Raw genomic sequence first — 12,341 nt, forward strand, 5'->3', positions numbered from 1 at the left:
CTCACCAACAACCCCGAGAAGCGCGCCGGGCTCGAAGGCTACGGGCTCACGATCAACGGCCGCGTCCCGATGCCTGTCCGCCCCACCCCGGAGAACCTCCGATACCTGCGCACCAAGCGCGACCGGATGGGTCACGAGCTCCCCGGCCTCGGCGACGCCGCCGAGGGCGCCGCCGGCGGGGCCGGTTTCTGACCGTCGGGCCACAGCTGTCCACAGCGGCCGCGCATCCCGCAGGGGTGCGCGGCCGCTGTGTCTCCGGGGGCTGCGGGGTGCGTGGCCGTCCGCGGGCGCGGCGGGGCAGGATGGGATGCATGAGTGGTGAGGGACGGCCCGTCGATCTCGATGACCTCGGTGGCGCCAACGGCCTGCGCGTCGGGATCGCCGCGGCCAGCTGGCACGCGGAGATCACCGACCGGCTGCTGGAGCGCGCGGTGGCCACCGCGGAGAAGGTCGGCGCGGTGCCGACGGTCGTGCGGGTCAGTGGGACCATCGAGCTGCCCGTCGTGTGCCAGGCTCTCGCCCGCACCCACGACGCCGTCGTCGCCCTCGGTGTCGTCGTCCGCGGCGGCACCCCGCACTTCGAGTACGTCTGCGACGCCGTCACCGCCGGCCTGACCCGGGTCTCCCTCGACGAGGGGGTCGCCGTCGGCAACGGCGTGCTGACCTGCAACACCGTCGAGCAGGCCGTCGACCGCTCCGGTGCTCCCGGCTCGGCCGAGGACAAGGGTGCCGAGGCCACCGTCGCGGCGCTGCACACCGCGCTGGTGCTGCGTGGGCTGCGGGCCGCGCGATGAGCGGCGGGGGCGGACCGACGATGGGGGCGTCGCAGGAGCGCACCGCCGCGGCGGGCGGTCCCACCGACGCCGGGAAGGTGCTCACGCTGCGCCCGCGCCGGGTGCTGCGGCTGGCCTGGGCCGGGTCTGTCCTCGTGGTGGCCCTGTTCGTGGCCATCGCGATCGTGCTGCGCAACACCGACACCGGCGTGTACTTCCGCTTCGCCGACCAGGTCTCGATGGTCCTGCTCGGGCTGCTGATCGCCGCCGGGCTCCTGCTGCTGGCCAGGCCCCGGGTGCGTGCCGACGCCGAGGGCGTCCAGGTCCGCAACATCCTGCAGACCCGGTACTTCCCGTGGGGCGAGGTCATGGCCGTAGCGTTCCCCGACGGCGCCAGCTGGGCCCGGCTCGACCTGCCCGACGACGAGTACCTGCCCGTGCTCGCGGTGCAGGCCGTCGACCGGACGTACGCCGTCGACGGCATCCGCGCCCTGCGCGCGCTGCGTGCCGCGGCCCACACAGCGCCCACCGCCGGAGGGCCCACGGCGCCCGCCCCGGCGGGCACGGACCCCGGCGCGACCCCTTCCATGAAGCCCGCCACGACCTCGGCGGCCGGCGACGCCGCCCCCGCCGCGGAGAACGCCGCCCGTCCCGTGACCGCCGACGGCCCGCCGATCGGCGACGCCGACCGGAACTGACGACGCCTGTTCGACCCGAACGGTTTCAGCAGAACCCTGACCGTCGGTGAGCGGGCCGGTACGGTGGTGCTCCGCCGGCGGAGCGGCCGGCCCGGCTGAGAGGTGGGTGGGTCGATGTCCGCGGCGCCGGTACCCGCGGCGGGGCGAGCGCCCGCGCAGCGACCGCGCGCCGTCCTGCTCGACATCTACGACACGACGCTGCGCGTCGACGTGCTGCGCGCCCGGTTCGTCGACGTCGGCCGCCACGAGCTGGAGTGCGACGTCTTCCTGGCCCGTGCGATGCGCGACGGCATCGCGTTCAGCATGGCGGGCGCCGACGGGGCGTTCGGCTCCTACGTCCGCGAGGCGCTGCGGGCCACGACCGGCCACAAGCTGTCGGAGGAGGCACTCGACCATGTCATGAGCGGCTTCGCCTCGCTGCCCCCGCAGCCCGACGCGGAGCTCGCCCTGATGGCGCTGACCCGGGCGCGGGTGTCGGTGTACGCGTTCGGCTACGGCAACGAGCGGGTGCTCGCCGACGCGCTGGACAGGTCGGGGCTGCGGACCTACCTGCGAGGCACGATCACCGTCGACGACCTCGGCCGGCTCCGGCCCGCTGCGGAGGCCTACCACCACGGCTGTCGCGTCGCGCACACCGAGCCGGCGCGCACGGCACTGGTCAGCGTGCACGCCTGGGACATCCACGGTGCCGCCCGCGCGGGGCTGGTCACGGGTCTGGTCCAGCGCGGGGAGGGTCGGCCGCCGGCGACGATGGAGCAGCCCCACGTGCGGGGCGAGCGCCTCGACCAGCTCGTGGAGCGACTGCTGGCGCTACCGGCCTGACACGGGCGGGCTCACGACGCTCCTGCCGCCAGCCGCGGACCGCCGAGGTCGGCCGAGGCTGCGGCCCGGGCCCCGGCCCGGAAGCCGCTGCCCCGGTGGACGGCCCGCCGCGCCGTGGCCAGGCTCGGGTACGCGGCGGCGAACGCGCGCTCGACCGCAGTGGACCGGTCGGCCAGCACGAGCGCCGCACCCGGCCCCCCGTCGGGCCCGCGGTCGGCCGCCTCGTGCTCGGCCGCGCGCTCGGCGGCGGCGAGCCGTTCGTGGACCCGTGCGGCGTACCCGAGCAACCACGACCGCCGGTAGGCGGCGACGGACTCGCTCGGGTCGGGCGGACGGCACCGCGCCAGCTCGCGGGTGGCCTGCAGGAGCAGCGACTCGAACAGCAGCGCGACGCGTTCCCGGTCGGACGCGTGCCCGAACACCGTGACCGCCGCGACCCGGCCCGCCGCGGCCCGGTGCAGCACCCAGCGGCACCGCAGGGCCGCCGCCGTCCAGCCCAGCAGACGCGCCTTCGCCGCGCTGTAGGGGTCCGACAGGGCGACCCGCGTCGCGCCGACGGGATCGGATCCCGGGGCCGCCGCCGCGAGCAGTGCCGCGTCGATCCCGTGCCGGGCGATGAGTTCGGCGGCCTTCGCGTTGTAGATGCGTGCCTCGGCCTCGGTGCCCGCCCGCTCGGCCTTGGCCAGCAGTTTGCGCACCCGGTCGGCCGGGTCGGCCGGCCGCCGTCCGGTGGAGCCCTCGGCCACGTCCTGCCCTCGTTTCGACCTGCGGAAAGCCCGAACCGACGTTCGAACACGGGAGTCCTATCACCTCCCGCCGACACAACCGCGAACCCCGGCGGGCGCGCCCGGGTACGACGGCAGCTCTACGCTGGGGGAGCCATGTCCGACCCCGCCACGTATCGCCCCGCCCCGGGTTCGATCCCGGACGAGCCGGGCGTCTACCGCTTCTCGGACCCGCGCGGCCGGGTGATCTACGTCGGCAAGGCGAAGAGCCTGCGCAGCAGGCTCAACTCCTACTTCGCCGACCTCTCGAACCTGCACCCGCGCACCCGCCAGATGGTCACGACGGCGACGTCGGTGGAGTGGACCGTCGTCGGCACCGAGGTCGAGGCGCTCCAGCTCGAGTACAACTGGATCAAGGAGTTCGACCCGCGGTTCAACGTCCGCTACCGCGACGACAAGACCTACCCCGTCCTCGCGGTGACGCTGAACGAGGAGTACCCGCGCCTGCACGTGTACCGGGGGCCGCGCCGCAAGGGCGTGCGCTACTTCGGGCCCTACGCCCACGCCTGGGCGATCCGGGAGACGCTGGACCTGCTGCTGCGGGTGTTCCCGGCCCGGACGTGCAGCGCGGGGGTGTTCCGCAGGCACGGCCAGATCGGTCGGCCCTGCCTGCTGGGCTACATCGACAAGTGCAGCGCGCCGTGCGTCGGCACGGTGGACGCCGACGAGCACCGCCGCATCGTCGACGACTTCTGCGACTTCCTCGCGGGCCGCACCGACCGGCTGGTCCGGGAGCTGGAGCGGCGCATGGAGACCGCGGCCGACGAGCTGGAGTTCGAACGGGCCGCGCGGCTGCGCGACGACATCGGTGCCCTGCGCCGCGCCATGGAGAAGCAGGCGGTGGTGCTCGGCGACGGCACGGACGCCGACGTCGTGGCGTTCGCCGAGGACGACCTCGAGGCGGCCGTCCAGATCTTCCACGTCCGCGGCGGGCGGGTCCGCGGCCAGCGGGGCTGGGTGATCGACAAGGTCGAGCCGACCGACACCCCGCAGCTCGTCGCCCGGTTCGTCAGCCAGTTCTACGGCGAGCAGGCGGCACTGGCCGGTGCGGCCGACGACGCGCACCAGCCGGTCCCGCGCGAGATCCTGGTGCCCGTGCTGCCGCCGGACGCCGATGCGCTCGTCACATGGCTCTCGGAGCTGCGGGGGTCGCGGGTGCAGCTGCGGATCGCGCAGCGCGGCGACAAGCGGGCGCTCGCGGAGACGGTGGCGCGCAACGCTTCCGACGCCTTCACGCGGCACAAGCTGAAGCGGGCGGGAGACCTCACGGCCCGCTCGGCCGCGCTGCAGGAGATCCAGGACGCCCTCGAGCTCGCCTCGGCGCCGCTGCGCATGGAGTGCATCGACGTCAGCCACGTGCAGGGCACCGACGTCGTCGCCTCGCTGGTGGTGTTCGAGGACGGGCTCGCGCGCAAGTCCGACTACCGCCGTTTCGAGATCAAGGGCGGCGCGGAGGGCGGCGACGTCGCGGCGATCGCGGAGGTCGTGCGGCGGCGGTTCCGCCGCTACCTGCAGGAGACCGGTGCGGACACGACGAACGGTTCCGGCGACAGCTCGGCGACGGTGACGGGCCCGGTCGGCGACGAGGGGTCACGAACCCGTAACACCCCGGCGTCCGCCGCCGAACCACCCCCCATCACGGACACGGCGAGCTCCCCGGCCGCGACCGTCCGGACGGGCATCGACCCGACCACCGGACGGCCGCGGAAGTTCGCATACGCGCCGAACCTGCTCGTCGTCGACGGCGGGCCGCCCCAGGTGCAGGCGGCGGCCGAGGTGCTCGCCGATCTGGGCGTCGACGACGTCGCGGTGTGCGGTCTGGCCAAGCGCCTCGAGGAGGTCTGGCTGCCCGCCGATCCCGACCCGGTGATCATGTCCCGGACCTCGGAGGGCCTGTACCTGTTGCAGCGGCTGCGCGACGAGGCGCACCGGTTCGCCATCACCTACCACCGTCAGCGTCGTTCCAAGGGCATGGTGGCCTCCGAGCTCGACGGTGTCCCGGGGCTGGGTCCCTCGCGGCGCCAGGCGTTGTTGAAGCAGTTCGGTTCCGTGCGGAAGCTGCGGGCGGCCGGCGTCGACGAGATCGCCGCGGTCCCGGGCTTCGGTGCGACGACGGCGGCGGCGGTCGTCGCCGCGCTGCACGGGGGAGACCCCGGCGCCGACGGCGTGGCGGGGGAGTCGTCGTGAGCGCCCCGATCGACGAGACGGCCCCCGCGGGCATCGAGGTCGCGCTGGTCAGCGGCCTGTCCGGCGCCGGGCGGAGCACTGCGGCCAAGGTGCTGGAGGACCTGGGCTGGTTCGTCGTCGACAATCTGCCGCCCGAGCTGATCGCGACGATGGTCGACCTCGGGGCCCGGTCGCGTGGGGAGATCACCCGGATCGCGGTGGTCATGGACGTGCGCAGCCGCGCCTTCACCGCCGACCTGGGTGCGGTGATCAAGGACCTCGACGCCCGCGGGTACAAGCCCCGGGTCCTGTTCCTGGAGGCCACCGACGCGGTGCTGGTCCGCCGGTTCGAGCAGGTCCGGCGCAGCCACCCGCTGCAGGGCGACGGCCGGCTCTCCGACGGGATCGCCGCGGAGCGCGAGCTGCTGCGCCCGCTGCGCGAGGACGCGGACCTGGTCGTCGACACGTCGACGATGTCGGTGCCGCGGCTGCGGGCGACGCTGGAACGCACCTTCGGCGACGAGCTGTCGCCCGCGACGCGGGTGACCGTGCTGTCGTTCGGCTACAAGTACGGCCTGCCGATGGACTCGGACCTGGTCGTCGACGTGCGGTTCCTGCCCAACCCGCACTGGATCCCCGAGCTGCGCGAGTTCACCGGCCGCGACGAGGCCGTCCGCGACTACGTGCTGAGCCAGGAGGGCGCCGAGGAGTTCATCGAGCGCTACCTCGAGCTGCTCGCCCTGATCGGCGCGGGCTACCGCCGCGAGGGCAAGCGGTACCTGACCCTGTCGGTGGGCTGTACCGGCGGCAAGCACCGCAGCGTCGCGATCAGCGAGGAGATCGCCCGCAGGCTTGCCGGGGCCGAGCACGTCGTCGTGAGCGTGTCGCACCGCGACCTGGGACGCGAATGAGCGGCCGATGAGCGGGGGTCCGATGAACGACGGCGCGGGGCGCGGCCTGCGGGCCGTCGCGCTGGGTGGCGGGCACGGCCTGCACGCGACCCTGACGGCGCTGCGCCTGCTGGGCGACGTCGTCGACGAGATCACGGCCGTCGTCACGGTCGCCGACGACGGCGGGTCGTCGGGCCGGCTGCGCCGCGAGCTCGGGTCGCTGCCGCCGGGCGACCTGCGGATGGCGTTGTGCGCCCTCGCCGCCCCCCTGCGCGAGCCGGGCGCCGGTGCGGCCGACCCGGCCGACCTGCCTGACGACCTGTGGGTCCGCGTCGTCCAGCACCGCTTCGGCGGCACCGGCGCACTCGCCGGGCACGCCGTCGGCAACCTCGTGCTCGCCGGCCTGATGGACGTCCTCGGCGACGCCGTCGCCGCGCTCGACGAGATGGGCCGCCTCCTCGGCGCGCGCGGCCGCGTCCTCCCGATGACGTGCGATCCGCTGACGATCGAGGCCCAGGTCACCGGCCTCGACGACGACCCCGCCGTCGTCCGGCTGATCCGCGGGCAGGTCGCCGTCGCGTCCACCCCGGGACGGGTGCGCCGCGTCTGGCTGCGCCCCGACCGGCCGACGCCGTGCCAGGAGGCCCTCGACGCCGTCCGCGACGCCGACGTCGTCCTGCTCGGCCCGGGGTCCTGGTTCACCAGCGTGCTGCCGCACCTGCTGGTGCCCGGACTCGGCGAGGCACTGGTGTCGACGGCCGCGCGCCGCGTCGTCGTGCTCAACCTCGCCCCACAGCCGGGGGAGACCGCCGGGTTCTCCCCGGAGCAGCACCTGGACGTACTCTCCCAGCACGCTCCCGCGCTGCGCGTGGACGCTGTGCTCGCCGACCAGGCGGCGGTACCGGTCCCCGACCGGCTCCGCCGAGCCGCTCGCACCATGCTCGTCCCGGACGGGACGGTGCACCTGGCCCCGGTGGCTGCGGATGATCCCGCGGCTCCGAGGCACGACCCGGCAGCACTCGCCTCGGCCCTGCGTTCGGTCCTGGTCAGACCGCGCCGGGCTGCAGCGGGAGCCGGCGAGAGGAGGACCTGAGGTGCGCACTCCGTGCAGCACGGCAGGACGTGAGGTCAGGAGGTGTCCCCGATGGCGATGACGGCTGCGGTGAAGGACGAGCTGAGCAGGCTGACGGTGACGAAGCCGTCGTGCCGTCGTGCCGAGGTGGCGTCGCTGCTGCGCTTCGCGGGCGGGCTGCACATCGTCGGGGGCCGGGTGGTGATCGAGGCCGAGGTCGACACGGGGTCGGTGGCGCGGCGGTTGCGCCGCGAGATCCACGACCTGTACGGGCACCAGTGCGAGGCGCACGTCATCACGGCGGGTGGCCTGCGCCGCAGCGCCCGCTACGTGATCCGGGTGGTCCGCGACGGCGAGGGGCTGGCCCGTCAGACCGGGTTGCTCGACGCCCGTGGCCGGCCCGTGCGCGGGCTGCCGCCGCCCGTCGTGTCGGGCGACGTGTCCGACGCCGAGGCGGCGTGGCGGGGTGCGTTCCTCGCGCACGGCTCGCTGACCGAGCCGGGCCGTTCCTCGGCGCTCGAGGTGACGTGCCCGGGCCCGGAGGCCGCACTGGCGCTCGTCGGTGCGGCGCGCCGGCTCGGGGTGACCGCGAAGGCCCGCGAGGTGCGCGGCGCCGACCGGGTCGTCGTCCGCGACGGCGACGCGATCAGTGCGCTGCTGACCCGGATGGGCGCCCACTCGTCGGTGCTGGCCTGGGAGGAGCGGCGGATGCGCCGCGAGGTCCGGGCGACGGCCAACCGGCTGGCGAACTTCGACGACGCCAACCTCCGCCGGTCCGCGCGGGCGGCCGTGGCGGCCGCGGCGCGGGTGTCGCGGGCCCTGGAGATCCTCGGTGACGAGGTGCCGCAGCACCTGCTGGCGGCGGGCCGGCTGCGCGCGGAGCACACGCAGGCGTCGCTGGAGGAGCTCGGCCAGCTTGCCGAGCCGCCGATGACCAAGGACGCGGTGGCCGGCCGGATCCGGCGGCTTCTGCACATGGCCGACAAGCGCGCCGCGGATCTCGGCATCCCCGACACCGAGTCGGCCGTCACCCCGGAGATGCTCGAGGACGCCTGACGGGCGCCGGCCGGTGGTCCCGGCCACCGTGGGCGTCGCGACAGGCGAGTCAGCGGTCACACCGGACATGCCCTGCAGCGGCTGCGCGGCGCACCCGCTGCAGGTCGGGGGCCGTGAATCGATTCCGGCCGGGCTGCGAGGCGGGCTGAGTGCGGACGCTAGTCTGACGTCCAGGTTCGCCTGAAATCCACTCCCGGGAGGTACTCGTGACGGTTCGCGTCGGCGTCAACGGATTCGGTCGTATCGGCCGCAACTTCTGGCGGGCGGTGGACGCCCAGCGCACCGCCGGGACGACGGACATCGAGATCGTCGCGGTGAACGACCTCACCGACACCGCGACGCTCGCGCACCTGCTGAAGTACGACTCGATCCTGGGCCGGCTGCCCTACGAGGTCAGCACCTCCGGCGAGGACATCATCGTCGACGGCAAGCCGCTCAAGGTGCTCTCGGAGCGCGACCCCGCCAACCTTCCGTGGAAGGACCTGGGCGTCGACGTGGTCGTCGAGTCCACCGGCATCTTCACCAAGCGCGAGGGCGCGAACAAGCACCTCGACGCCGGGGCCAAGAAGGTCGTCATCTCCGCGCCGGCCACCGGCGAGGACATCACGATCGTCAAGGGCGTCAACGACGGCGACTACGACGGCTCGCAGACGATCATCTCCAACGCGTCCTGCACCACGAACTGCCTCGCCCCGATGGCGAAGGTCCTCGACGACCTCGCAGGCATCGAGCGTGGCCTGATGACCACGATCCACGCCTACACCCAGGACCAGAACCTGCAGGACGGCCCGCACGCCGACCTGCGCCGGGCCCGCGCCGCCGCGCTGAACATCGTCCCCACCTCGACCGGTGCGGCCAAGGCGATCTCGCTCGTCATGCCCCAGCTCAAGGGCAAGCTCGACGGCTACGCGCTGCGGGTACCGATCCCCACGGGCTCGGCGACCGACCTCACCGTCAACGTATCCCGCGAGGTCTCCGCCGAGGAGATCAACGCCGCGATGAAGGCCGCGGCCGACGGCCCGCTCAAGGGCGTCCTGAAGTACACCGAGGACCCGATCGTGTCGTCGGACATCGTGACCGACCCGCACTCCTGCATCTTCGACGCCGGCCTGACCAAGGTGTCGGGCAACCTGGTGAAGATCGTCGGCTGGTACGACAACGAGTGGGGCTACTCCAACCGGCTCGCCGACATCACCGCGCTCGTCGCCTCCAAGCTGTGAGGTCGCTCGAGGACCTCGTCGACGAGGGCGTCGAGGGCCGGACGGTCCTGCTCCGGTCGGACCTGAACGTCCCGCTCGACGGGGACACCATCACCGACGACGGGCGCATCCGTGCGTCGCTGCCGACGATCTCGGAGCTCTCCGGCGCCGGCGCGATCGTCGTGGTGGCGGCGCACCTGGGCCGTCCGAAGGGCGGTCCGGACCCGGCGCTGTCGCTGGAGCCCGTCGCCTCGCGCCTCTCCGAGCTGCTCGGTGCGCCCGTGCGCCTGGTCCGTGGCGCCGAGCTGCCCAACCTCGCGGCGGGCGACGTCGTGCTCCTGGAGAACATCCGGTTCGACCCGCGTGAGACCAGCAAGAACGACGACGAGCGGGCCGCACTGGCCGACGAGCTCGTCGCGCTGGTCGGCGACGACGGCGCGTTCGTCTCCGACGGGTTCGGGGTCGTGCACCGCAAGCAGGCGTCGGTCTACGACGTCGCGCAGGATCTCCCGGCCTATGCGGGCAGCCTCGTCGAGTCCGAGGTCGAGGTGCTGCGCCGGCTCACCGAGAAGGCCGACCGCCCCTACACCGTCGTGCTGGGTGGTTCGAAGGTCTCCGACAAGCTGGCCGTCATCGAGGCGCTGCTCCCGCGCGTCGACAGCCTGCTCGTCGGCGGCGGCATGTGCTTCACGTTCCTCGCCGCGCAGGGCTACAGCGTCGGTTCGTCGCTGCTCGAGTCCGACCAGATCGCCAACGCCCGCAAGCTCCTCGAGTCGGGCAAGATCCTGCTCCCGGCCGACGTCGTCGTCGCCGACGCGTTCTCCGCCGACGCGCAGACCCGGCTCGTCCCCGCCGACGGGATTCCCGACGGCTGGATGGGTCTCGACGTCGGACCCGAGACGGTCCGCCTGTTCTCCGAGACCCTCGCCGCGGCGCGGACGATCTTCTGGAACGGCCCGATGGGCGTCTTCGAGCTGGCGCCGTTCGCCGACGGCACCCGCGGCGTCGCCCAGGCCATCGTCGATGCGACGGCCGCCGGAGCGTTCAGCGTCGTCGGCGGTGGGGACTCGGCCGCGGCCGTCCGGGCCCTCGGGCTGGGCGAGGACGGCTTCTCCCACATCTCGACCGGCGGCGGTGCGTCGCTGGAGTACCTGGAGGGCAAGGCGCTGCCGGGCCTCTCCGTCCTCGATCGCTGATCGCGGACCGAACGAACGCGAGGACGACTGTGACCCCGACCGGCCGCAAGCCGCTCATCGCCGGCAACTGGAAGATGAACCTCACGCACCTCGAGGCCATCGCCTTCCTGCAGAAGCTCGCCTACGGGCTGCCGGAGAAGTACTACGACAAGGTCGAGGTGGCGGTGCTGCCGCCGTTCACCGCGATCCGCAGCGTCCAGACCGTCATCGACGGTGACGGACTGCTGATGACCCACGGCGCGCAGGACATCTCGCAGCACGAGTCGGGTGCCTACACCGGTGACGTCTCCGGCCAGATGCTGGCCAAGCTGCAGTGCCGCTACGTCGTCGTCGGACACTCGGAGCGCCGGGAGTACCACCACGAGGACGACGCGGTCGTCAACGCGAAGGTGCGTGCGGCGTTCGCCAACGGGATCGTCCCGATCCTGTGCGTCGGCGAGGGCCTCGAGGTCCGCGAGGGCGGTGGCCACGTGGGGCACTGCACCGCGCAGCTGACCGCGGCCCTGCAGAAGGTCACCCCGGAGCAGGCGGCCACGATCGTCGTCGCCTACGAGCCGATCTGGGCGATCGGCACCGGCCGGGTCGCGGGCCCGGCCGACGCCCAGGAGGTCTGCGGGGCGCTGCGCGCCGACCTGGCCGAGCTGTACGGCGACACCGTCGCCGGAGCTGTCCGGGTCCTCTACGGCGGCTCGGTCAAGTCGGGCAACGTCGGTGAGATCGTGGCGGAGACCGACGTCGACGGCGCGCTCGTCGGCGGGGCCAGCCTCGACCCCGACGAGTTCGCCAAGCTGTGCGCCATCGCGGCGGGCGGCCCGCTGCCGTAACCGGCGGCTCGGACGTCGACGGGGTGGGGCCGCACGCGGTTCCACCCCGTTCGTCGTCCGGGACACGGATCGGCCGCCTGCCGGTCGGGGCGCGGACGTGGCCGAAGCGGTGCGTAACGTCCGGAGTGCGCTGTGCGAGCACTCCGGAGAGGAACATCAGGACCTCCCGGACAGGTACTCCTGGTCGGCGGGTAGCCTGGCGGACCCCGATGTGAATGAGGATGGGATGAAGCTCGTTCTGGATATCGTGCTCATCGTCTCCAGCGTGCTGCTGGTGCTGCTGATCCTGCTGCACCGTGGTCGCGGCGGCGGGCTGTCGAGCCTGTTCGGCGGTGGCGTCCAGTCGAGCCTGTCCGGATCGAGTGTCGCCGAGAAGAACCTCGACCGGATGACCGTGTTCACCGCCGCGATCTGGCTGATCTCGATCGTCGGCACCGGCGTGTTGATCAAGATCGGTTGACAGGCCGGTCCCACCGGTCGGAAGAAGGAGTACGGACACATGGCGATGTCTGGTGGCAACGCGATCCGCGGCACCCGTGTCGGGGCCGGGCCGATGGGCGAGTCCGAGCGGGGCGAGACGGCGGCGCGGGTCCGCGTCGCCTACTTCTGCGCGACGGGCCACGAGACCCGTCCGTCGTTCGCCGCCGAGGCGGACATCCCCGAGACGTGGGACTGCCCGCGCTGCGGCCTCCCGGCGGGACGTGACCACACCGCTCCGCCCGCCGCGCCGCGCAACGAGCCCTACAAGACGCACCTCGCCTACGTGAAGGAACGTCGCAGCGACGCCGACGGCGCCGCCATCCTCGATGAGGCGCTCAGCCGCCTCCGGGCCTCCCGCGAGCTCTGATCCTCGTCCGGTC

At 73.5% G+C, this 12,341-nt stretch carries 13 protein-coding genes and 1 pseudogene; 13 read left to right on the forward strand and 1 reads right to left on the reverse strand.

What is annotated here, in order from left to right:
* From TOK_RS27290 to TOK_RS27305, 4 genes and pseudogenes are all read left to right on the forward strand, one after another.
* A pseudogene (locus tag TOK_RS27290) lies at window positions 1–192 on the forward strand (bifunctional 3,4-dihydroxy-2-butanone-4-phosphate synthase/GTP cyclohydrolase II); the annotation flags it as partial.
* A 119-nt stretch (window positions 193–311) separates the two neighbouring features.
* On the forward strand, window positions 312–794 hold the full coding sequence (gene ribH, locus TOK_RS27295) for a 6,7-dimethyl-8-ribityllumazine synthase (RefSeq protein WP_098960880.1): 483 nt from the start codon (window positions 312–314) through the stop codon (window positions 792–794).
* A gap of 20 nt (window positions 795–814) precedes the next feature.
* A complete protein-coding gene (locus tag TOK_RS27300; RefSeq protein WP_141566574.1) occupies window positions 815–1,471 on the forward strand; it encodes a PH domain-containing protein in 657 nt (218 codons plus the stop codon).
* Window positions 1,472–1,585: 114 nt separating this feature from the next.
* On the forward strand, window positions 1,586–2,293 hold the full coding sequence (locus TOK_RS27305) for an HAD family hydrolase (protein ID WP_141566575.1): 708 nt from the start codon (window positions 1,586–1,588) through the stop codon (window positions 2,291–2,293).
* A gap of 11 nt (window positions 2,294–2,304) precedes the next feature.
* On the opposite strand, the gene TOK_RS27310 is transcribed toward TOK_RS27305, so the two are convergent.
* Window positions 2,305–3,039: a DUF2786 domain-containing protein gene (locus tag TOK_RS27310; protein WP_098960882.1), complete on the reverse strand. Its 735-nt coding sequence runs from the start codon at window positions 3,037–3,039 to the stop codon at window positions 2,305–2,307.
* 135 nt (window positions 3,040–3,174) lie between these two features.
* Between TOK_RS27310 and uvrC the strand changes: the two genes are divergently transcribed.
* From uvrC to TOK_RS27355, 9 genes are all read left to right on the forward strand, one after another.
* Complete coding sequence (uvrC, locus tag TOK_RS27315) at window positions 3,175–5,265, forward strand: excinuclease ABC subunit UvrC (RefSeq protein ID WP_098960883.1); 2,091 nt, start codon at window positions 3,175–3,177, stop codon at window positions 5,263–5,265.
* Window positions 5,262–6,155 carry an RNase adapter RapZ gene (gene rapZ, locus TOK_RS27320; RefSeq protein ID WP_098960884.1) on the forward strand — a complete coding sequence of 298 codons (894 nt, stop codon included), beginning with the start codon at window positions 5,262–5,264 and terminating at the stop codon, window positions 6,153–6,155. Before uvrC ends, rapZ begins: the two co-directional genes overlap by 4 nt.
* A gap of 7 nt (window positions 6,156–6,162) precedes the next feature.
* Complete coding sequence (gene yvcK / locus TOK_RS27325; protein WP_305775571.1) at window positions 6,163–7,227, forward strand: uridine diphosphate-N-acetylglucosamine-binding protein YvcK; 1,065 nt, start codon at window positions 6,163–6,165, stop codon at window positions 7,225–7,227.
* A 51-nt stretch (window positions 7,228–7,278) separates the two neighbouring features.
* Window positions 7,279–8,262 (forward strand): DNA-binding protein WhiA, encoded by a 984-nt coding sequence (whiA, locus tag TOK_RS27330; RefSeq protein WP_098960886.1) that lies wholly within the window; start codon window positions 7,279–7,281, stop codon window positions 8,260–8,262.
* 206 nt (window positions 8,263–8,468) lie between these two features.
* Window positions 8,469–9,482, forward strand: coding sequence for a type I glyceraldehyde-3-phosphate dehydrogenase (gene gap, locus TOK_RS27335; RefSeq protein WP_098960887.1), 1,014 nt, complete (start codon window positions 8,469–8,471; stop codon window positions 9,480–9,482).
* Window positions 9,479–10,657 carry a phosphoglycerate kinase gene (gene pgk, locus TOK_RS27340; RefSeq protein WP_098960888.1) on the forward strand — a complete coding sequence of 393 codons (1,179 nt, stop codon included), beginning with the start codon at window positions 9,479–9,481 and terminating at the stop codon, window positions 10,655–10,657. The genes gap and pgk overlap by 4 nt, the downstream gene beginning before the upstream one ends.
* 29 nt (window positions 10,658–10,686) lie before the next feature.
* On the forward strand, window positions 10,687–11,481 hold the full coding sequence (gene tpiA, locus TOK_RS27345) for a triose-phosphate isomerase (RefSeq protein ID WP_256388017.1): 795 nt from the start codon (window positions 10,687–10,689) through the stop codon (window positions 11,479–11,481).
* Window positions 11,482–11,707: 226 nt separating this feature from the next.
* Entirely contained in the window at window positions 11,708–11,941 is a 234-nt protein-coding gene (secG, locus tag TOK_RS27350; protein ID WP_098960889.1) for a preprotein translocase subunit SecG, read from the forward strand.
* 45 nt (window positions 11,942–11,986) lie between these two features.
* Window positions 11,987–12,328 (forward strand): RNA polymerase-binding protein RbpA, encoded by a 342-nt coding sequence (locus TOK_RS27355; protein WP_098960928.1) that lies wholly within the window; start codon window positions 11,987–11,989, stop codon window positions 12,326–12,328.
* Window positions 12,329–12,341: the final 13 nt, after the last annotated feature.

Origin of the sequence: Pseudonocardia sp. N23, from assembly GCF_002583555.1 — a bacterium.
Taxonomy (GTDB): domain Bacteria; phylum Actinomycetota; class Actinomycetes; order Mycobacteriales; family Pseudonocardiaceae; genus Pseudonocardia.

What these genes read in the sequence shown, in the direction of transcription:
- ribH (WP_098960880.1), top strand. Translation starts at nt 312, where the DNA reads ATGAGTGGTGAGGGACGGCCCGTCGATCTCGATGACCTCGGTGGCGCC.
- TOK_RS27300 (WP_141566574.1), top strand. Translation starts at nt 815, where the DNA reads ATGGGGGCGTCGCAGGAGCGCACCGCCGCGGCGGGCGGTCCCACCGAC.
- TOK_RS27305 (WP_141566575.1), top strand. Translation starts at nt 1,586, where the DNA reads ATGTCCGCGGCGCCGGTACCCGCGGCGGGGCGAGCGCCCGCGCAGCGA.
- uvrC (WP_098960883.1), top strand. Translation starts at nt 3,175, where the DNA reads ATGTCCGACCCCGCCACGTATCGCCCCGCCCCGGGTTCGATCCCGGAC.
- yvcK (WP_305775571.1), top strand. Translation starts at nt 6,163, where the DNA reads ATGAGCGGGGGTCCGATGAACGACGGCGCGGGGCGCGGCCTGCGGGCC.
- whiA (WP_098960886.1), top strand. Translation starts at nt 7,279, where the DNA reads ATGGCGATGACGGCTGCGGTGAAGGACGAGCTGAGCAGGCTGACGGTG.
- secG (WP_098960889.1), top strand. Translation starts at nt 11,708, where the DNA reads ATGAAGCTCGTTCTGGATATCGTGCTCATCGTCTCCAGCGTGCTGCTG.
- TOK_RS27355 (WP_098960928.1), top strand. Translation starts at nt 11,987, where the DNA reads ATGTCTGGTGGCAACGCGATCCGCGGCACCCGTGTCGGGGCCGGGCCG.